At 73.7% G+C, this 20,452-nt stretch carries 15 protein-coding genes; 10 read left to right on the top strand and 5 right to left on the bottom strand.

The features are described 5' to 3' along the window. Nucleotides 1–58 precede the first annotated feature (58 nt). Complete coding sequence (locus tag ACIBQ6_RS12450; RefSeq protein WP_397211657.1) at nucleotides 59–3,454, bottom strand: AfsR/SARP family transcriptional regulator; 3,396 nt, start codon at nucleotides 3,452–3,454, stop codon at nucleotides 59–61. Nucleotides 3,455–3,574: 120 nt separating this feature from the next. Between ACIBQ6_RS12450 and ACIBQ6_RS12445 the strand changes: the two genes are divergently transcribed. Then, the gene (locus ACIBQ6_RS12445) at nucleotides 3,575–4,000 is read left to right on the top strand and encodes a cupin domain-containing protein (protein WP_397211655.1); all 426 of its coding nucleotides are present in this window, start codon (nucleotides 3,575–3,577) and stop codon (nucleotides 3,998–4,000) included. On the opposite strand, the gene ACIBQ6_RS12440 is transcribed toward ACIBQ6_RS12445, so the two are convergent. Beyond that, the gene (locus tag ACIBQ6_RS12440; RefSeq protein WP_358287003.1) at nucleotides 3,973–4,953 is read right to left on the bottom strand and encodes a helix-turn-helix domain-containing protein; all 981 of its coding nucleotides are present in this window, start codon (nucleotides 4,951–4,953) and stop codon (nucleotides 3,973–3,975) included. The genes ACIBQ6_RS12445 and ACIBQ6_RS12440 overlap by 28 nt on opposite strands. A gap of 71 nt (nucleotides 4,954–5,024) precedes the next feature. Between ACIBQ6_RS12440 and ACIBQ6_RS12435 the strand changes: the two genes are divergently transcribed. Next, nucleotides 5,025–6,080 carry a saccharopine dehydrogenase family protein gene (locus ACIBQ6_RS12435; RefSeq protein ID WP_397211653.1) on the top strand — a complete coding sequence of 352 codons (1,056 nt, stop codon included), beginning with the start codon at nucleotides 5,025–5,027 and terminating at the stop codon, nucleotides 6,078–6,080. Between the two features lie 92 nt (nucleotides 6,081–6,172). On the opposite strand, the gene ACIBQ6_RS12430 is transcribed toward ACIBQ6_RS12435, so the two are convergent. Further along, nucleotides 6,173–6,838, bottom strand: coding sequence for an SDR family NAD(P)-dependent oxidoreductase (locus tag ACIBQ6_RS12430; protein WP_397211651.1), 666 nt, complete (start codon nucleotides 6,836–6,838; stop codon nucleotides 6,173–6,175). Between the two features lie 170 nt (nucleotides 6,839–7,008). On the opposite strand from ACIBQ6_RS12430, the gene ACIBQ6_RS12425 reads away from it, so the two are divergent. The 6 genes from ACIBQ6_RS12425 to ACIBQ6_RS12400 all read left to right on the top strand — a co-directional run bounded on the left by ACIBQ6_RS12425 (nucleotide 7,009) and on the right by ACIBQ6_RS12400 (nucleotide 13,259). Then, entirely contained in the window at nucleotides 7,009–8,325 is a 1,317-nt protein-coding gene (locus tag ACIBQ6_RS12425; RefSeq protein WP_358286997.1) for a sugar ABC transporter substrate-binding protein, read from the top strand. After that, on the top strand, nucleotides 8,322–9,173 hold the full coding sequence (locus ACIBQ6_RS12420; protein ID WP_352356638.1) for a sugar ABC transporter permease: 852 nt from the start codon (nucleotides 8,322–8,324) through the stop codon (nucleotides 9,171–9,173). Before ACIBQ6_RS12425 ends, ACIBQ6_RS12420 begins: the two co-directional genes overlap by 4 nt. Beyond that, nucleotides 9,170–9,979: a carbohydrate ABC transporter permease gene (locus tag ACIBQ6_RS12415; RefSeq protein WP_397211649.1), complete on the top strand. Its 810-nt coding sequence runs from the start codon at nucleotides 9,170–9,172 to the stop codon at nucleotides 9,977–9,979. The genes ACIBQ6_RS12420 and ACIBQ6_RS12415 overlap by 4 nt, the downstream gene beginning before the upstream one ends. 140 nt (nucleotides 9,980–10,119) lie before the next feature. After that, complete coding sequence (locus ACIBQ6_RS12410) at nucleotides 10,120–11,514, top strand: cytochrome bc complex cytochrome b subunit (protein ID WP_397211647.1); 1,395 nt, start codon at nucleotides 10,120–10,122, stop codon at nucleotides 11,512–11,514. 71 nt (nucleotides 11,515–11,585) lie between these two features. Beyond that, complete coding sequence (locus tag ACIBQ6_RS12405) at nucleotides 11,586–12,254, top strand: HEAT repeat domain-containing protein (RefSeq protein WP_397157575.1); 669 nt, start codon at nucleotides 11,586–11,588, stop codon at nucleotides 12,252–12,254. 6 nt (nucleotides 12,255–12,260) lie between these two features. After that, complete coding sequence (locus ACIBQ6_RS12400) at nucleotides 12,261–13,259, top strand: HEAT repeat domain-containing protein (RefSeq protein ID WP_397211645.1); 999 nt, start codon at nucleotides 12,261–12,263, stop codon at nucleotides 13,257–13,259. Nucleotides 13,260–13,285: 26 nt separating this feature from the next. Here ACIBQ6_RS12400 and ACIBQ6_RS12395 read toward each other — a convergent pair whose 3' ends face one another. After that, nucleotides 13,286–14,656, bottom strand: coding sequence for a hypothetical protein (locus tag ACIBQ6_RS12395; protein ID WP_397211643.1), 1,371 nt, complete (start codon nucleotides 14,654–14,656; stop codon nucleotides 13,286–13,288). A 280-nt stretch (nucleotides 14,657–14,936) separates the two neighbouring features. Then, complete coding sequence (locus tag ACIBQ6_RS12390; protein WP_397211641.1) at nucleotides 14,937–16,121, bottom strand: erythromycin esterase family protein; 1,185 nt, start codon at nucleotides 16,119–16,121, stop codon at nucleotides 14,937–14,939. Between the two features lie 77 nt (nucleotides 16,122–16,198). Here ACIBQ6_RS12390 and ACIBQ6_RS12385 point away from each other — a divergent pair, with 77 nt between their 5' ends. Together ACIBQ6_RS12385 and ACIBQ6_RS12380 are read left to right on the top strand one after the other, a co-directional pair. Next, nucleotides 16,199–16,903: a TioE family transcriptional regulator gene (locus ACIBQ6_RS12385; RefSeq protein WP_397211639.1), complete on the top strand. Its 705-nt coding sequence runs from the start codon at nucleotides 16,199–16,201 to the stop codon at nucleotides 16,901–16,903. Nucleotides 16,904–16,909: 6 nt separating this feature from the next. Next, nucleotides 16,910–20,443, top strand: a complete 3,534-nt coding sequence (locus ACIBQ6_RS12380) for a protein kinase (protein WP_397211637.1) — start codon at nucleotides 16,910–16,912, stop codon at nucleotides 20,441–20,443. Nucleotides 20,444–20,452 lie beyond the last annotated feature (9 nt).

The following is a 20,452-nucleotide window of genomic DNA, read 5'->3' as shown; positions in this document are numbered from 1 at the left end:
CGGCTGAGCGGCGCGTAACCGGGCGGCACGTTGACCGGGCGGCGTCGGCTGGGCGGCGCTAGCTGGGCGGCGGCGTGACGGCTGCTGCCACCAGGCTCTCGGCCTGTGCTCGTGACATCGCCGCGCCGCCCGCGTGTGCGGCGGCGAACGCGGCGGGGCCCAGGGCGGTCTCGGCCCGGTGGGTGAGCCGCCGCAGGTCGGGGCCGCCGGGGCCGGTCCAGCCGCCCAGGACGGTGGCGGCCCCGAGCAGTCGGCCGGCCCGTTCCGGCCGGTCCCGGCCGAGCTCGATCGCGGCGGCCACCACCGCGGTCGCGGCCGCGACCGGCGTGTGCCAGGTCAGCGTCAGGCGCACCGCCGGGTGGTCGAGCCGGCGGGCCGCGCGGTCGGGGAACCCCTCCGCGAGGTCCGCCCGAGCCAGTACGCCCAGCAGCAGCGCGGTCAGCGGCGGCGTGGTGGATCGATCGGGAGGGGCGCAGGCCAGGCCGGCCAAGGCATGTTCGCGGGCCGCCGCCGCCCGCCCGGCGGCCAGCTCCAGCCGGGCCAGCCCCAGGCGCGCCTGGGTGCTCGACTCGGCCGACCCGCTGCGTCCGGCCCGGTCGAGCAGGCCGGTCAGGTCCCGCCGGCCGCCGTCCACGTCGCCGGACTCGGCCCGGTGCAGCGCGGCGGCCACTTCGTTCTCCATGGTGTGCTCGGGCATGCCGAGCTCGCGGAAGCACCGGGTGGCGCGCTCGGCCAGGGCGGGCGCGGCGGCCGCCGCGCCGGACCGGACCAGCGCCGAGCCGAGGGCGCTCAGCGTCATGCCCTGGCCCCACCGTTCGCCGAGCTGCTCGAACCCGGCCAGCGCGCGGCCCAGCGTGTCCTCGGCCTCGGCGAGGTGGCCGTTGTTCATGGCCAGCACGCCGCTGACCAGCAACGCCAGCGACCGGCTCCACGGATCCGTCCCCTCGGCCGGTGCGGCGTGGTCGCCCTTCGCGGCTATGCCGACCGCCAGGCGGGCCATCTCGGCGATGGGATGCGTGCCCGGGACGAGCTGGGCCAGGGCCGTCCTGATCCGGTCGAAGGCGGCGTCGGTCTCCTCCGGCCCGGCGGCCTCGACGGTGGCGATCGCGTGGGCGGCCGTGACCAGCGCGCGGGAGCGCGGGTCGGCCGGGCCGTCGGCCTGGAGCACCCGGCCGAGCAGGTCGAGCGACTCCGGCGGGAAGTCCCGCAGGAACCAGTACCAGCTCAGCGCGACGCCGAACCGGACGGCCCGTCCGGCGTCCCCGGACTCGACCGTCCAGCGGATCGCGGCCGACAGGTCGTCCCGTTCCGCCGACAGGCGGGCCAGCGGGCGGAGCTGGTCCGCCGTGCGCAGGTGGAGGTCGGCGGCCTCGGCCAGCCGCAGGAAGAACCGGGCGTGCCGGTCGCGCGTGGCGGCGACCTCGGCGCGTTGGGCCAGGCGCTGCAGACCGTACTCGCGGATGGTCTCCAGCAGGCGGTAGCGCGGCTCGGCCGGGTCGGCGGAGTCCACCAGGTGCAGCAGGGACTTGTCCACCAGCGCCGCCAGCAACTCCGGCACGTCGCCCGCCCCGCCGATGACCGCCGCGGTCTCCGAGCCACCGATGGCGGCCGCGGCGGCCTCGGTGAAGCTGCCGCGCACGACGGACAACCGTTCCAGCAGGGACCGTTCGCCGGGGTCGAGCAGGTCCCAGCTCCACGCGACGGCGGCGGCCAGGGTGCGGTGGCGCGGCAGCGCCGTCCGGCTGCCGGCGGTGAGCAGCCGGAACCGGTCGTCCAGCCGGGCCGCGACGGCCTCGACCGGCAGGACGCGCAGCCGGGCGGCGGCCAGCTCGATCGCCAGCGGCAGGCCGTCGAGGCGACGGCAGATCTCGACCGCCGCCGCCAGCGCACCGCCCTCCAGGACGAAGCCGGGCCGTACGGCGGCGGCGCGGTCACGGAACAGCCGGACCGCCGCGACGGACCGTGCCGCCTCCGGCGTCGAGCCCGGTTCCGGCAGGTCCAGCGGCGGCACCGGGTGCAGGGTCTCGCCGTCGATGCGCAGGGGTTCGCGGCTGGTGGCCAGCACCCGCAGCCGCGGGCAGCGGCTGAGCAGCGTCCCGCACAGCGTGGCGGCGGCCTCGATCACGTGCTCGCAGTTGTCCAGCACCAGGACCAGGTCGTCGTCCGCGAGGAGTTCGACCAGGTCGTCCGGCTCGGCCCGCGCGGGCGCGCCCTCCTTGCGCGTCCGGAGCAGGTCGAGCAGCACGCGGGGGACGTCGTCGGGCCCGACCGCGGCCAGCGGCACGAACCACACCCCGCCGGACGGCGTGAGCCGCCGGCCGACCGCGCCGGCCAACCGGGTCTTGCCCGCCCCGCCGGGGCCGACCAGGGTGACCAGCCGTGCCCGGCCGAGCAGGCCGGTCACCCGCCGCACGTCCTCGTCGCGGCCCACGAAGCTGGTGAGCGGGACGTCGAGATTGCCATGCGACCGGCTCGACGGCAACGGCCCGGACAGCCCAAGCGCCCCGGATGGCACAGGCGGCCCAGGGGACCCGGAGGGCACAGAGGGCCCACCCGGCCCGGATGTTCCGGGGGGACCGGCCGCCTGGCGGGGGCCGGGAAGGTCGCCGCGCAGGACCGCCAGGTGGGCTTGCTGGAGGTGCGGTCCTGGGTCGCCGCCGAAGTCGTCGGCGAGCCGGACACGGATGCGCTGGTAGGCGGCCAGCGCCTCGGCCCCGCGCCCGTCGCGGGCGAGCGCCCGGATGAGCTGGGCGTGCAGGCGCTCGCGCAGCGGGTGGGCGGCGGCCAGCGATTCCAGCTCGGCGACCAGGCCGAGGCCACCGCCCAGCCTCAGGCCAGCGCGCAACGGGTCGCCGTCCAGCGTCAGGTCACCGTCCAACCTCAGGTCAGCACCCAGCGTCAGGCCGGCGCCCAGTGTCAGGTCGGCCTCGATGCGGTCTTCCAGGGCGGCCAGCCGGGCGCGTTCGAGCCGGTCGGCCTCGACGGCGGCGAACGGGGCCGCCCGCACGTCGGCCAGGGCCGGTCCGCGCCACAGGCCCAGGGCCTCCCGCAGGACGGCGGCCGCCTCGGCGGGCCGGTCCCGAGCGGCCGCCCGCCCCTGACTGACCAGCCGCTCGAACCGCACGGCGTCGACGGCGTCCGGCTCGACGGCCAGCCGGTACCCGGCGGGGCCGGAGGTGAGCAGCCCGGGATGCCCGAGGACGCGCCGGAGCCGGGACACCAGCGACTGCAGCGCGTGCATGGGGGCCTCCGGCGGCGCGTCGTCCCACAACGCCTCGGCCAGGGTCTCGGGCCGGACGGCCCGACCGGCGTCCAGGGCCAGCCTGGCCAGCAGCGCCCGCAGCCGCGCGCCGCCGACCCGCGCCGGGCCACCGGCGGTCACCAGCGACAGAGGGCCGAGGACGCCCACGCGCAGCTGCCCGCCGTCGCCGTCCGGCCTGGTCGAGTCCGCCATGGCCAGGAGTCTGGCATGCGGCAGCGGGTCGTGCCGCCCTTGACTAACCGGACCGCAGTCCGATACGTTGCCGGACGTATTCGGACCGCAGTCCACTTGGAGATCGAGATGCTCAGGAAAATGATCACAGCCGGTTCGCTGGCGCTCATGGTGCTCGGCGCCCCGAGCGCGTACGCCGACTCGGGCCCCGGCAAGGTCGTCCACCACTCGCACAAGGAGGCCGGATCACCCTGCGAGGGGCTGAAGGGCTGCACGTTCGTGCAGCTGAAGGGCGACCCGAAGACCGGCCCCTCGGAGGCCGTGTTCACCCTCAAGGCCGGCACGCCCTTCCCGCCGCACTGGCACACCAGCCCCGAGCACGTCGTCGGCGTCTCCGGCGTGATGTTGTGGAACGTCAAGGGCCACAAGACGTACCGGATCGGCGCGGGCGACTACCTGTACTACCCGTCGAAGGCCGAGCACTGGGGCAAGTGCGCCGCGGGCGCCGACTGCGTCTACTACGTGTACGACTCCAAGCCCTACGACTTCCACCCCGCCGGCCGCTGAGCGGGCGTCGCCCCGCGGGCGCGGAAGGTGCGCCGGTAGGCGTCCGGAGGCACGCCGACCGTGCGGTTGAAGTGCCGGCGCAGCGTGGCCGCGGTGCCCATGCCGGTGGCCTCGGCGATGGCGTCCACGCCGTCGTCGGTGGTCTCCAGGAGCTCCTGGGCGCGGCGGATGCGCTGGGTGAGCAGCCACTGCAACGGGGTGGTGCCGGTCATCGACCTGAAGTGGCGGCCGAGGTGGCGCGAGCTCAGGTTCGCCCGGCGGGCCAGGTCCTCCACCGTCAGGGGCTGGTCCAGGTGCCGGCCCGCCCAGGCGAGCAGGTCGCTGAGGGGATGCCCGTGCGGCTCGGGGACGGGGGTGGCGACGAACTGGGCCTGGCCGCCGGGCCGGTGCGGCGCCACGACCAGGCGGCGCGCGATCGCGTTGGCGACCGCCGAGCCGTGGTCGCGGCGGACCAGATGCAGGCACAGGTCCAGGGCGGCGGCCTTGCCCGCGGCCGTGAGCACGCTGCCCTCGTCCACGTAGAGCACGTCGGGATCGACCTCGATCCGGGGATGGCGGGCGGCCAGGGTCTCGGTGTGGGCCCAGTGGGTGGTGGCCCGCCGTCCGTCCAGCAGGCCGGCCGCGGCCAGGACGAACGCGCCCGTGCACAGCGAGGCGACCCGCGCGCCCGCCTCGTGCGCCGCGCGCACGGCCGCGACGAGGTCGGCCGGCGGCTCCTCGTCCACCTCTGCCCAGCCGGGGACGATCACCGTGTCGGCCCCGACGAGCCGGTCCAGCCCGGCGTCGGGTTCGAGCAGGAACCGTCCGTCGGCCCGTACGGGACCGGCTCCGCAGATGACCGGCTCGTACCAGCGTTCGACGGGGACGGGCGGGGGTGAGCTGAACAGCTCGTAGGCCAGGGCCAGCTCGAAGTGCAGGATCCCGTCGGCGACGGCTACCGCGACTGTGGTCACGTCCGGAATTGTACGCATCACGTCGTTCCGGACGCTCGTGCGGCGGGGCGGTGGGCCGCCAGGATGTCCGCATGACGCATTCAGAGCTGACGAAGAACAAGGTGGCGGTCTACGGCGCGTACGGGCACACGGGCCGTTTCGTGGTGGCGGAGTTGCTGCGGCGCGGGCTGGCGCCCGTCCTGGCGGGCCGCGACGGCGAGGCGCTCAAGGCGCTGGCCGAGGCGTACCCCGGGCTGTCGGTCAGGCAGGCGTCGGTGGACGATCCGGCGGCGCTGGACCGCGTCCTGGACGGAGTGACCGCGGTGATCAACTGTGCCGGGCCCTTCGCCGCCACGGCCGCCCCCGTGATCGAGGCGGCCCTGCGCGCCGGCGTCCCGTACGTGGACGTCGCGGCCGAGATCGAGGCCAACGTGGACACCTTCGAGCTGTTCGCGGAGCGCGCCCGGGAGGCGGGGGCGGTGATCGTGCCCGCGATGGCCTTCTTCGGCGGGCTCGGCGACCTGCTGGTCACGGCGGCGATGGACGACTGGACCGGCGCCGACGAGGCGCACGTGGCCTACGGGCTGGACAGCTGGCACCCCACGAGCGGCACCCGGGCCGCGGGCAAGGTCTCCAGGGAGCGGCGCGGCGGCCGGCGCGTCCGCCATGCCGGCGGCCGGCTGGAGTACCGCGACGACCGGGCGCCGGCCGGGAAGTGGGCCTTCCCCGAGCCGACCGGGACGCGCGACGTCATCGCGGAGTTCTCGATGGCCGACATCGTGACCGTCCCGAGCCACCTGGACATCCCCGAGGTGCGCAACTACATGACGGTCGAGGCGGCCACGGACGTGGTGAACCCCGACACCCCGGCCCCGGTCGCGGCCGACGAGCACGGGCGGTCGGCGCAGCCGTTCGTCGTGGACGTGGTCGTGCGTTCGGGCGCCGGGGAACGCCGGGCGGTGGCCCGCGGCCGGGACATCTACGCCGTCAGCGCGCCGCTCGCGGTGGAGGCCGTCGAGCGCGTCCTCACCGGTCGGACCAGGACCGCCGGGGTGGCGTCGGCGGGGCGCATCTTCGACGCGCCGGACTTCCTGCGGGCGCTGTCGCCCCACATCGAGGTCGAGCTCGGCACCACCGCGCAGCGCTGAGGTGCGCGCCTGAACCACGTGCGCGTCGCGGCGGATCCTCCTGCCAGGCCCTGGTGGACACCGCGCGCCTGCGGCGGGCGCGGCGGGCGGGTTCAGCCCGGCAGCACCGACAGTTCGCAGGCGTAGGAGTCGGCCGGCGCGTTCAGCGCCCACACGACCATCGCGGCCAGCGATTCCGGCCGGATGCACGCCTGCGGGTCGTACGGGCGGCCGAAGGCGGCCCTGACCTCGCCCAGCAGGTCGGTCGCCGTGGCCGCGGGGTAGACCGTGGTGACCCGGACCCCGTGGACGGCCTCCTCCTCGCGCAGCGAGTCGGCCAGTTCGCGCAGCGCCGCCTTGCTGGCCACGAACGCCGACCAGCGCGGGACGCCGGTCAGCCCGGGGGAGGCGTTCACGAAGATCACATGGCCCTTGGACCGCCGCAACGCGGGCAGCGCGAGCCGGACGAGCTCGGCGGCGGAGGCCACGTTCACCGCCATCGTGCGCCGCCACGTGTCGGGGCCGGCCTCGGCGACGGCCTCCACGGGGGAGATGCCGGCGCAGTGCACCACGGCACGTATCTCCGTGACCTCCGCCGTCAGCGCTTCCATGGCGGGGGCCAGCGACGCGGGGTCAGCCAGGTCGGCCTCGATCCCGCGGACGTCCAGCCGCCCGACGTCACGTCCGACGGCGATCACCCGATGCCCGGCCGCGCCGAGCGCGGCGGCCAGCGGCCTTCCGATTCCTCCGGTGGCGCCGGTCAGCAGCACGTTCCCCATGGCGGCCGATCATTCCGGCAGGACGAGCAGGACGCAACGGCCTTTCCGCCCGTCCGCTCACATCCATCGGGAACGGTTCGATTTCACCTCTGGTGCACCAGGCGTATTCAGCGTACGTTACTCAGCACTCAGTATTCAGAGTGTGACATGTTACAGATCCAGAGGTCACCGTGAAGATCCACACAATCGCCGCCGGGCTGCTGGCCACCGGACTTCTCGCCGCCGGATGCGCCACCGGCGGAACCGGCACGGCCAAGGGACCCGCTCCCTCGATCGCCGCGTCCACCCCCGCGGAGTTGTCCGGTGAGGTCAAGGTGTGGTCGTTCGACGTGGGTGCGACCGCCCTGAAGCGTCTGGCGCCCGAGTTCACCAAGCTGCACCCCAAGGTGAAGATCGACGTGACGGACGTCGGCTACGACAACATCTACGAGAAGGTCACGGTCGGCATGCAGTCGGGCACCGGCCTGCCCGACGTCGTGCACCTTGAGGACGAGCGGGTCCCCGGCTACGCCAAGAACTTCCCCAACGGGCTGGCCGACCTCGGGCCGGTCGCCGGCAAGCTGAAGGCCGACTTCGACCCGGCCAAGTGGCAGACGGCCTCCGGCGAGGGCGGCAAGCTGTTCGCGCTGCCGTGGGACTCCGCGCCCGTCGGGCTGTTCTACCGGCGCGACTACTTCGAGCAGGCCGGCATCAAGGCCGAGGACATCCAGACCTGGGACGACCTGATCAAGGCCGGCGAGACGCTGAAGGCCAAGACCGGCAAGAAGCTCATGGTCTCCGACCTGGGCAACAGCGAGCCGCTGTTCACCACCCTGTTGCAGCAGCAGAAGCAGGGCAGGTTCGTGGACGGCAAGGTCGCGGTCAACACCCCGGCCGCCGTCAAGGCGCTGACCCTGATCAAGACGATGAACGACAAGGGCCTGCTGCAGAACGAGCAGGGGTGGGACGGCCGGGTCACCGCGACCAAGGAGGGCAAGGCGGCCGTCGCGCCCACCGCCGTCTGGTGGACGGGCACGCTGGTGTCGGAGATGCCGGAGCTCAAGGGCAAGTTCGGCGTGATCCCGCTGCCCGCGTTCGAGCCGGGCGGGGTGCGCACCTCGGCCAACGGCGGGTCCATGCTGGCGGTCACCGGCCAGACGAAGAACCAGCAGGCGGCGTGGGCGTTCGTCGAGTTCGTCACGGCGAACAAGGACAGCCAGCTGTCGATGATGAAGCAGGAGTCGCTCTTCCCGGCCTACCTGCCCGCGCTGGCCGACCCGTACTTCTCCGAGCCGGTCGAGTACTTCGACGGGCAGCCGGTCAACAAGATCTTCGCCGACCAGGTGCGCGCCATCCCGGCCGTGGAGTCCACCGACGACGACGCCGAGGCCAGTGAGCTGCTGAAGAAGCTGCTGCAGCGTGCGGTGGTGGGCGGCAAGGACCCCAAGGCCGTGCTGGACGAGGCGGCCGAGCAGATCGCGTCCGCCACGAAGCGGGAGATCGGATGACCGTTCGGCGCCGCCTGGTCCCCTGGATCTTCGCTGGGCCCGCCGCCGCGCTGCTGGCGCTCTTCTTCGCCTACCCCCTCGGGGCCAGCCTCTGGCAGAGCCTCCAGCGGACCGAGGACGGCCTGACCGAATGGGCCGGCCTGGAGAACTACCAGCGCCTCCTGCACGACGACAGGTTCCTGCAGTCCCTGGTCAACGTGGGGCTGATCCTGGTCGTGCAGGTCCCGATCATGATCGGGCTGGCGCTGGCGCTGGCGTACGTGCTCAACCAGTCGTGGCTGCGGTTCCGCGCCACGCTGCGGATCGCGTACTTCCTGCCCGCCGTGACGACGCTGGTCGCCTACGCGGTGGTCTTCCGGGTGCTGCTGCGCACCGACGGCGGCATGGTCAACCAGCTGCTCGGCGCCGAGATCGCCTGGCTGGACGACCCGGCCTGGGCGCGGGTGGCGCTGATCGCGTCCATCACCTGGCGGTGGACGGGCTACAACATGATCATCCTGCTGGCCGGCCTGCAGGCGATCGGCAAGGAGCAGTACGAGGCCGCCTCGATCGACGGGGCCGGGCCGCTGCGGTCGTTCGTCAGCGTGATCGTGCCGCAGCTCAAGCCGGTGATCCTGTTCTGCTCGATCACCTCCACGATCGGCACGCTCCAGCTGTTCGACGAGAACAAGCTGCTCACCGACGGCGGCCCCGACGACGCGACCACCTCGCCGATCCTGCTGCTCTACCAGGTCGGCTTCAAGCAGTTCGACTTCGGTTACGCCGCGGCGATGGCCTGGGTGGTGGTGCTGCTCATCGGGGTGCTCTCCTACGCCCAGTTCAAGTGGTTCGGGAAGGAGAAGTCATGAAACGCCTGCTGCTCTGGCTGCTCATGGCGGCCGGCGCGGTGGTCAGCATCGCGCCGTTCTACTGGATGTTCGTCGCCTCCACGCACGACACGTCGGAGCTGTTCCGCAGCCCGCCCCCGTTCCTGCCCGGCGACGACCTGCTGGACAACCTGCGGTCGCTGGAGGAGACGATCGGCTTCTCCCGCGTGGTGCTCAACAGCCTCGGCACGGCCCTCGTCTACACCGCGCTGTCCGTGCTGATCAGCGCCATGGGCGGGTACGGCCTGGCCAAGTACCGCTTCCGCGGGCGCGGCCTGCTGCTCGCGGTGATCCTGGCGACGATGATGATCCCGTTCCAGGTGCTGCTGGTGCCGCTGTTCCAGATGATGGCCAGCATCGGCTGGGTCGACTCCTACGAGTCGATCGTCATCCCGTTCCTGGCCAACTCCTTCGGCATCTTCCTCATGCGCCAGGCATTCCTCGACTTCCCCGACCAGCTCATCGAGAGCGGACGCCTGGACGGCGCCGGAGACCTGCGGATCTTCTACCGGATCGTGCTGCCCGTGGTCCGACCGCAGCTCGGCGCGCTGGTCATCTTCACGTTCATGAGCCAGTGGAACTCCTTCATCTGGCCCCTGCTCATGCTCACCAGCGAGGAGAAGTACGTGCTGCCGGTCGCGCTCAGCCACCTCACCGGGCTGACCCGCGTCGACTACTCGGGCCTGATGCTGGGCGCCCTGCTGGCCACGCTGCCGCTGATGCTCATCTTCTTCGTCTTCCAGAAGCAGTTCGTCTCCGGGCTGCTCGGCGGAGCGGTGAAGGGGTGAGTTCGCGGCCCGCCGGAACGCCTCGACTCCGGCGGGCCGCCCGCCTCGAACGACCTCGTATGACGTAACTCACCCTCCTCGACGTCACATCTCGGCCGCCGATCCCGTCTTGAAGGCGAAGGCGAAACGAGGAGGGTCCGATGCGCTCATCGGTGCGGAAACGTCAGTCGTCGGGGCTCGGTCATTGGTCGTTCATGTTCGCCGAGGTGGCGATCTGGTCCTTCGCCGTCCTGGTGGTGACCGGGCTGTTCCTCATGGTGTTCTTCGACCCGGACATGTCCCCGGTGCTCTACCACGGCGTGTACACGCCGCTGAGCGGCGTCCCGGTCAGCAGGGCGTTCGACTCGACCATGCGGCTGAGCCTGGAGGTGCGCGGCGGGCTCTTCGTCCGGCAGGTGCACCACTGGTCGGCGCTGGTGTTCGTGGCGGCGGTCGCGATGCAGTTGCTGCGCATGTTCGTGACCGGCGCGTTCCGGCGGCCGCGCGTGCCGCAGTGGCTGATCTGGGTGACGCTGCTGCCGCTCGGGATGGCCGCGGGGGAGACCGGCAACATCCTGCCCGACGACATGCTCTCCGGCGGCAGCCTGTGGCTGATCCAGTCGGTGCTGCTGTCGATCCCCGTCGTGGGGTCGTACGGCGCGCAGCTGCTCTTCGGCGCCGGGTTCCCCGGCGACAGCATCATCCCCACCATGTACTGGACGCACGTGCTGGTGATTCCGGCGGCCATGGTCGCGCTGCTGGCCGCCCGTGAATGGCTGGTGCGGCGGCACGGGCACTCGCGGTTCGCCGCGCCGGTCCCGGCCCGGGCGGGCGTGCGGCCGTTGATGGCCGGCACGACGATCGGCGTCCTGGTCATCCTAGGCCTGGCCTTCCAGATCGCCCCCATCTGGTTGTACGGCCCGGCCGGGCCCGGCCAGATCTCGGCCGGCTCGGTGCCCGACTGGTACATGGGCTTCCTCGACGGCGCTCTGCGGATCATGCCGGGCTGGGAGCTGACGATCGGGGGGTACACGCTCAGCCTCGCGGTCCTGGTGCCCACGCTGGTGGTCCCCGGGGCGTTCTTCACCGTCCTGGCCGGCTACCCGCTGGGCGAGCGCCTCATCCTGCGGCGTCCCGGCCGGCGCGACGCGCTCGGCCGGCCCAAGAGCAGGAGCCGCCTGGCCGCCGAGGCGAGCGGGCCGGCCGTGCTGGACCGGCCGCGCGAGGCGCCCGTGCGAACCGCCGTCGCCGCCGCCGGGGTCGCCTTCTACGGGCTGCTGTGGGCCGCCGCGGCCAACGACCAGCTCGCCCACCAGTTCCACCTCTCGGTGGAGGCCGTGACGATCTTCTTCAGGTACGCCGTCCTGCTCGGCCCGGTCGTCGCCTTCTGGCTGACCCACCGGCTCTGCCTCGGCCTGCGACTCCAGGACCGGCACGACGCGGAGCACGGGCCGGAGAGCGGCGTGATCGTCCGGACCGCGCAGGGCGGCTTCCACGAACGCCCGATGCCCGTGGAGCCCGAGCGGCAGCACGCGGTCACCGGGCCGCGCGACTGACCGCGCGGGCCGGGCCGCTTGACCTTGACACTGTGACAAGGTCTTCACTGGTCGCCGAGGAGGTGGTCCCGATGACCAGGCAGGAACAGGACCCGGACCCGAGCGGCGCCGTCGGAGGGCTGGCGGCCGGCGACCCGTCCGTACGGCTGCGGGCGGCCCTGGCGGTGGGCACGACGCCGGACCCGCGCCTCGTCGGCGCGCTCGTCGAGCGCTGCGCGGTCGAGCCGGAGTTCCACGTGCGCGACATGCTCACCTGGGCGCTCACCCGCCACCCGGCGGAGCTGACGGTCCCGAGGCTGCTCGGCGAGCTGCGTTCGGAACGCGCGCAGGCCCGCAGCCAGGCGCTGCACACGCTGTCCAAGATCGGCGACCGGCGGGCGTGGCCGGCGATCACCCGCGAGCTGCTGACCGACGCCGACGACGAGGTGGCGCGGAGCGCCTGGCGGACCGCGGTGCTGCTGGCACCCGAAGAGGAGAAGCCCGGACTGGCCGAAGTATTGTCGACACAGCTCGGGCGCGGCCGACGGGAGACCCAGCTGAGCCTCAGCCGGGCGCTGGTCGCGCTCGGCGAGGTGATCGAGCCGGTGCTGCGGGCCGCGATGGCCGACCCGGATCCCGGCGTGCGCACGCACGCCGGGGCCACGGAACGGCTGCTGCGCGACCCGGAGGCCGGATTCGAGTTCGCGATCGAGGAGGCGAAGCGCGTCGTGGCCCTCGGCGCCGGCGGCCAGGAGGGATGATGGGCTGTGCTGATCGGCGACGTCGCGCGACGGTCCGGGGTGAGCGCCCGCATGCTGCGCCACTACGACGCGCTCGGGCTGGTGCGCCCGACGGGCCGCAGCCACGCCGGCTATCGCGAGTACTCCGGCGAGGACATCCGGCGGATCTTCCACATCGAGAGCCTGCGGTCGCTGGGCCTGTCGCTGCGTGACGTCGGACGGGCGCTCGACGATCCGGGCTTCACGCCGTCCGGGCTCGTCGAGGACCTCATCCGGCGCACCCGGGAGCGCATCGCGGCCGAGACGGAGCTGCTCACGCGCCTGCGCCGGATCGACGCCGCCGACCCCGCCGGCTGGGACGACGTGCTCCAGGTCGTCTCCCTCCTGCAGGGGCTCGGGTCGAAGAACGCCGGCCGGCGCCAGAGCGCGGCGCTGTCCGCGGTCGCCGAGGTCCCGGTGGAGGCGCTGGTCGAGGCGGCGCTGGGCGAGAGCGACCCGAACGTCGCCGGAGCCCTGCGATGGGCTCTGGCGCAGTCGGGCGAGGGCGCCGCCGCGCTGCTGGCGCAGGGTCTGCACGCACCGGCGGCCGAGGTGCGCAAGCGCGCGGTCCAGTCGATCGCCGAGCTCCCGGACGTCACGGCGACCGCCCTGCTCCAGGACGCCCTGACCAGCCCCGACGTCGTGGTCCGCCGCTACGCGGCCCTGGCGCTCGGGGCACGCGGCGTGGACGAGGCCATCCCCACGCTCATCGACATGGTCGTCGAGGGGACGAACGACGTCGACGCGGCCGACGCCCTGAGCACGCTGGCGGGCCGCCCCGGCGCGGCGGACCCGATCGCCGCCGGGCTCGTGGACCGCCTCGCCCGGCGTGGCGCCGAGCCGTCCGCGCGCCGGCGGCTGACGCAGGCGCTCGCCGACATCCCGGGCGCCACCGCGTCACGCGCCCTCGCCGACCTGACGCAGGACGACGACCGCGCCGTCGCGCTCACCGCGACCTACATCCTGGGGCTGCGCGACACGCGATGAGCGCTCGGCCCCGTTCGGGGAGCGTGTCACCCTGCCGGGGTCCGGCGCTGCGCCGCCGCGGCGGCCTGGCCGACACCCTGCCTGATGCGGCTCTCCACCCGCGCGACCGCGCCCGTGCCGGCCGCCATGCTGGCCCCGGTGACCTGGGCCTGGCCGGTGACGAAGATGCCGTTGTTCAGGATGGTCGTCTGGCGGTCGCGCAGGTCGCTCACGTCGACGTTGTGCTCCTCCAGGAAGTCGGCGACGGCGTCCATGATGCGCTGCTCGGCGGCCTTGACGTACATCTCCTTGTCGAGCTGCTGGAAGTAGCGGTGGTAGAGGTGGTCGGTGGCGTGCTCGCGGGGGTTGTAGGCCGCGCCGTAGTTGAAGGTGTGGCCGCGGATGGCCTTGATGCTCGCCTTCTGCTGCCGCCTGCGCCTTCTCGGCTCCGAGAGCGCGGCGAGGGTGTTGGGCAGGGCCAGCACCAGCCCCGCGGCGGTGCGCCCCAGCGCCGACAGCGCGATGCGGGCCATCCGCTCCGAGGGCGCGCAGTTGACCAGCCGGTCGACGTCGCGGTAGGCCTCCCGCAGCGGCGGCAGCAGCGAGTAGCCGGCCTCGGTGAACATCATGCCCTTCTCGGCGAGCAGCACGAACCGCAGGAAGATCGAGATCACCACCTCGCCCTCCCAGCCGGTCACGCTCACCGTGAGGTAGGGGCGGGCCCGCGTGCGCGGGTTGTCGCGCAGCTGGTGGATGAACCGCTCGCTCACCGTCGGCACCGGCGGCAGGAGGGCGTCGGGCAGCACGGCGGCCTGGAGCTCGGGGTCGGTCTCGTAACGCAGGTCGAGGCCGTTGACGAAGAGCTTGTCGCCGACGGTGAGACCGGGCAGGCCGAGGGCGGCGATCTCGGCGGCCACCCGGTCGTAGAGCTCGCCGACCGCGAAGGGCACGACCGTCTCGCCGGGCCGGGCCTTGGCGACGTTCATGGTGAACGACCAGTTGTTGATCCTGCTGCCGTAGCCGACGAAGGGGGAGTAGTCGGCGAACACCGTGACGTTCCCGGCGCCGCGGTCGGCGATGTCCACCAGGTGATCGCGCAGGGCGGGCGAGTTGGGCAGCGGCGCCTCGGCCGGGTCGAAGGAGTCGCGGGTCAGCTTGGTCAGGATGACCGACTCGTAGGCGTCGTAGAGCTCCGCGAAGACGACGAGCCAGGCCACGAAGATCGGGAGCAGGACGAGCGGGCTGGACAGCAGGGCCAGGGTGGCCACGGCGAGCCCGGCCAGCACGGCGTCGCGCACGTGCTGGCGTCTTCGGGCCATCAGGCCGTACTTGAGCATCGTGGCCAGGTCGACGCCGGGGGACTGGGCGACGGCGCGGAAGCGGTCATGAAGAATCGAGCGAATGGTGGAATTACGCACTTTCGCGTCGAGCATCATGGCGATGCAGAGATATCGGGTGACTTCCGTCGCGGCCGGGCGATCGCCCTGGAAATGGCGGCCACAATTAGCGCAGACCAGGGAATCGGGCAGGTTGGGGCTGTCGCAGTGACCGCAGTTCATCAGCTCAGTCCTCTGGTTGGGGCTTCGTGGAGCCTGACGTCACCCCGACTTTAACGAGCGCGCGTCCGGCGTCGCCACGCAAAAAGAATTCGCCCTGAGGACATTATTCGCCAAACATAATAAACAACAATGCCGGACCTCAGATCTCCTTGAGGAAGACGATCGCGTCCGCCTGGTGGACGGTCGCGGGGTCGAGGGCCAGGTACGTGTGGTCCACCGGGACGCGGGGCGCCGGCCCGCGGTCGAGCGCCCCGGCCAGGCGGCGGGGATCGACGACGGCGCGGGCGTCGCACACCTCCGACAACATGCCTTCGAGGGTGTCGGGGGCCGGGACGTCGGCGCCGCGGGAGCCGAACGTCGAGGCGGCGAAGGCGTACCGGTCGCCGAGGCACGCGGCGAGCACCGCCCCCGCGCTCCACCACCGCAGCTCCTCGCCCGCGAACCGCAACCGGCTCTCGTCGCGCTGCAGGTGGCGGTTGTGGGCGAAGACGAGGGTGGGGCCCCGGCGCTCCTCGCGCCGGACGATCGCGTCGAGGTTGCCGGCCATCATCGCGTCGCGCAGGCTCATGAGCGCGCCGAGCCGGCGGGGCGAGGGGTCGGCCATGCCGGCGTGGTGGCGCAGCAGCCCGGTGGCGGCGCGGGCGTGCAGGCCGGCGCGCCACCGGTCGTCGCCGGACGTGACGGCCGCCAGGTGCGGGGCGTGCGCGGTGAGCAGCACGCCGAGGTCGTCGGCGATCAGGCGCAGTTCCCTGGCCTCCGGCGCGGCGCCGATCGAGCGGGCCGGGTCCGTGAGGGCGGCCGGGTCGGTCCAGCGCTCGTCGGGGCCGAGCAGCGCGTCGAGCCTTTCGCGGGTCAGGGGCAGGTCGAGGTGGGGGGCCAGGTAGTCGTACAGGGCGGTCAGGGCCGGGCGCGGGGCGGCCGGGCCGGTGATCTCCACCGGGGCGTCGAAGCCGTCGAAGCGCAGCCGGTCGCGCGGCGCGGACCGCTCGTTGCGGGCCCGCATCCAGCGCAGGAGCTCGCGGTTGGCGGGCGAGGCGCCGAACCCGTGGCTGAAGCCGCGGCTCATCGCCTCGTCGAGGCTGACGTCGCCGCCGGTGACGTACGCGTCGGCGGTCAGGCCGGCCAGGCAGTCGCTCTCGATGGCGATCGACCGGTAGCCCTCGTGCTCCACGAGGTGACGGAAGAGCTCGTTGCGCAGCTCCAGGAAGGCTTCGACGCCATGCGTGGGCTCGCCCAGGCCCAGCACGCGGACGCCGGGGGGCAGCAGCGCGGCGAGGGCGCCGCCGGTGAACGCCTGGGCGGCGTCCCGGATCGAGGTCGTCATGCCTTCAACCGTATCGTTGAACTTCTCGTGTAAACTTCCGGCCGTTCCCCCAGCGGGCAGGAGGGCATACCTTCAACATGCGGCCCATCGATCTGGCGCGCGCGCACGGCCTGTCCACGCAGGCGGTGCGCAACTACGAGGAGGCGGAGATCCTGCCGCCGTCCGAGCGTTCCGCGCACGGCTACCGCGTCTACACCCCACGCCACGCGGCGGCGCTGCGGACGTTCCTGGCGCTGGTCCCCGCCCACGGGCACGCGACCGCGACCGCGATCATGCGGGCCGTGCACGGCGGCGGCCTGGCGGCGGCGCTGCGCCTGATCGACGAGGGCCATGCCCAGCTCGCCGAGGACCGCGGCACGCTGGAGGCCGTCGAACGCGCGCTGCGCGACCTGGCGCCGCCGCGCGAGCCGGAGCCGGGCGTGACGTTCATCGGCCCGCTGGCCCGCCGGCTGCGCATCAAGCCGGCGACGTTGCGCAAGTGGGAGCGGGCCGGGCTGACCGTGCCCCGGCGCGACCCGCGTACCGGCTACCGGGTCTACACCGCCGCCGACGTCCGCGACGTGCTGCTGGCCCACCAGTTGCGGCGCGGCGGCTACGGGCTGGAGCAGATCCGGCAGGTGCTGGAGCAGGTGCGCGCGGCGGGCGGCATGGAACCCCTGCAGGCGACGCTGCGCGACTGGCACGACCGGCTCACGGCCAGGGGCCTGGCCATGCTCACCGCCGCCGGCGCGCTGGACGCCTACCTGCGCGAGGGGAACTTTGCGACCGGAGAGGGCATCTAACACGCCGTGGAAGCGTCGAACGCCGGAGAACCGCAGCGTATAGGGCAATACTGGCTGGCCGGACGGCTCGGGTCCGGGGGCCAGGGGGTGGTGTACGACGCCTACGACCCCGAAGGCCGCCGGGTCGCGCTCAAGGTCCTGCACATGGCCGACAGCCCGGTGAGCCGTGAGCGGTTCGCCAAGGAGGCGGCCGCGGCCGGGCGGGTGGCGTCGTTCTGCACGGCGCGGGTGCTCGACTGCGACCTGTCGGGCAGCAGGCCGTACATCGTCAGCGAGTACGTGCCGGGCCCCAGCCTGCGCCGGGCGGTCGAGCAGGGGCGCCGGTTCGCCGGGGACGACCTGCACCGGCTGGCCACGGCGATCGCCACCGCCCTGACCGCCGTGCACGACGCGGGGGTGATCCACCGGGACCTGAAGCCGGACAACGTGCTGCTCGGCACCGACGGCCCGCGGGTGATCGACTTCGGGGTCGCGCGCACCCTGGACATGTCGCTGACCAGGACCGGCGAGGTGGCCGGCACGCCCACGTACATGGCGCCCGAGGTGTTCACCGGACAGCGGGCGGGCGCGCCCGCCGACGTGTTCGCCTGGGGCGCGATCATCGTGTTCGCCGCCACGGGCGAGGACCCGTTCCGCGCCGACAACCTCGGCGGGGTCATGCACCGGGTGTTGTCGAGCCAGCCCGACCTGAGCGGGCTGCCGCCCCGGCTGGCCTCGCTGGTGTCGGCCGCGCTGGAGAAGGACCCGGCGGCCCGTCCCACCGCCCGCGACCTGCTGCTCGCCCTGGTCAGCGGCAACAGCGCCGACACCCGCGGGCTGCTGACGGCGGGCAGCCGCGCCGCCAGGGGCGTGCACGTGCCCGAGCAGGGCGACCCGGCGCTCGGCACGATCGCCGAGGACGCCTACGGCGCGCTCGCGCCCGAGGAGCGCGAGCTGGCCGCCGAGGTGTTCCTGCGCCTGGTGACGGTCACCGAGGACGGGCACGAGGCCGTGCGCTGGGCGTTGAAGGAGGACCTGCTGGCCGGGCGCTCCGAGGGGGAGACGCGCGCGATCGAGCACATCCTCCAGGTGTTCTCCTACCTGGTGACGCAGAAGAACGAGGCGGTGGCGCTGTCGCGTCCCGCGCTGCTGCGCGCCTGGCCGCGGCTGCGCGTCTGGGTGGACGGCGACCGCGACGGGCTCGCCGTGCTAGGCCAGCTCAGCGACGCCGCCCGCCAGTGGGCAGGCAACGGCCGCAAGGACGGCGACCTGCTCCAGGGCAGCCGCCTCGACCAGGCGCTGACCTGGGCCGCCACCGGCCGCAGGCACATCACGCTGACCCCGCTCGAACGTGACTTCCTGGCCGCGGGCACCGGCCTGGCCAGACGGCGCGTGCGCCGCCGGCGGCTGACCACGGCCGCGCTGGCCGGGCTGCTGGTGGTGGCGCTGGCCGCGGGCGGCCTCGCCGTGCTGCGCGGCAGGCAGGTGACCGAGCAGAGCAGCCTGGCGGGCCGGCAGCGCGACCAGGCGGTCGGGCGGCAGGCCGCCGCCGAGGCCGACCGGCTGCGGACGAGCGACCCGGTCACGGCGATGCTGCTCAGCGTGGCGGGCTGGCGGCTGGCTCCCACTCCCGGCACCCGGCGGAGCCTGACGACCTCGCTGACGATGCCGGAGAGCGCCGTCTTCCGCGACCCCGGCGCCAAGGGCGTCTCGGCGTCGGCGTCGGCGGCCGGCGGGCGCGTCCGGGCCATCGCCGGCGAGGACGGCGTGCGGGTCTACGACGTGCCCTCCGGGCGGCAGACCGCGTTCTGGCGGTGGCCGCGCGGCCTGGACGCGCTGCCGTCGGCGGCGGCGCTCAGCCCGAGCGGGCGCACGCTGGTGGTGGTCAGCAGGGACACGGCCTACGCCTGGGACGCCAGGACAGGCGCCAAGCTGCGCGAGCACCGCGTCGGCGAGGGCGGCGTGCAGGTCGCCTTCGACGGCAACGAGAACCTGGCCGCGGTGATGCGCGACAGCACCCTGGACTTCCTGTGGGACACCAGGACCGGCGCCTCCTACACCCCGAAGCTGGAGGCGAGCGGCGCTCCGGCGATCGCGCCCTCCGGCGCCTACATCGCGGGCGTCGGGCCGAACCAGGGCGGCCTCAAGGTGATCCGCCTGCCCGGTCTCACCGTGGACACCCGCCTGCCGAAGGCGTGCGGGCCGGTGGTGGCGTTCACGCCGGACAGCAGGCGGCTGCTGTGCGCGAACGGCGACATCGCGGCCTTCGACCTGGACACCGCCAGGAAGGTGCCCGACGCCGACCGGCCCTTCTGGCAGGAGTCGGCCCTGGACGACACGCTGGCCGGACGGCTGCGGCTGAGCCCCGACGGCCGCCGGATGCTGGCCGTCGAGGGCCGCACCCTGCACCTGCTCGACGCCGACGACGGCGACGAGGTGGCCCTCTACCAGGCCGAGGGCGAGCCCGAGGACGTCTGGCTGGAGGCCGACGGCCACACCGTCCGCTACGTGCTCGACAACTCGACCGTCACCGCCGACCTGACCTCCCGCCTTCCCTCCACCCGGCTGCCGCAGGGCTACGAGCTGGACGCCTTCAGCCAGGACGGCCGCCTGGCCGCCGCCACCAAGGACTCGGGGCCGGTCCGCGTGTGGGACGGCGGCCGGCTCGGCGTCCCGATGGCCGGCAGCGCGGGCGTCACCGGGCAGCTGTTCGACCCGGCGGGCGCCCGGCTGTCCGCCGAGGGCGCGGACTCCTCGGCCGGCCTCTGGGACGTCGCCACCGGCCGCCGGTTGTGGCGCCACGCCGTGCCGCGCACGCAGTTCGTGCTGTCGAAGACGTTCACCCCCGACGGCCGCCGCCTGGTGCTGTCGCTCAAGGAGCTCAGCCAGCGGGACGCCCGCAACGAGCTGGTCGTCCTCGACGCCGGCACCGGCCGGACGCTCGCCCGCCACCCCCTGGCCACGGCCACCGAGACCATCGTGTCCACCCGCGACGGCACGGGCGTGGTGACCGCCACCGGCAAGGTCTACGACCTGCGCACAGGCAAGGCCGTCGGCCCCGGCTTCAACCGGTCGGGCCTGGCGATCGCGCTCAGCCCCACGGCGCAGGTGCTCGCCCTCGGCTCGGCCACGGTCGAGCTGTGGGACGTCGCCGGCGGCCGCGAACTGCCGCCCGCGCTGCGCGTGGCCGCCCGGGCGCAGGTCGAGACCGTGCTGTTCAGCCACGACGGCTCGCTGCTCGCGCTGATCGGCAGGTCCATCGGGGAGACGTTCGACGACGTCTACACCGTCCAGGTCTGGGACGTCGGCTCGCGGGAGCGGATCGGCTCCTTCCCCATCGGCATCCTCGACCGGCTGGCCTTCAGCCCCGACGACCAGACCCTGTACGTCTCGGGCAACACCTCCGGGACGATCATCCGGATCCCGGTGGGCGCCGAGTCCGTGGCCCGCCTGGTGTGCGAGCGCGCGGGCCGCACGATGAGCCCGCAGGAGTGGCGGCGGCACCTGAAGGACGTGCCCTACCGGGACGTCTGCCCGGGCACGCGGCGCGGACGGTCGTGACGCGCGCCG

Source organism: Nonomuraea sp. NPDC049655, assembly GCF_044465465.1.
In the GTDB taxonomy this organism is placed as follows: Bacteria; Actinomycetota; Actinomycetes; order Streptosporangiales; family Streptosporangiaceae; genus Nonomuraea.
Note: the sequence above shows the minus strand (reverse complement) of the source record. Positions and strands in the feature narration are given on the sequence as shown.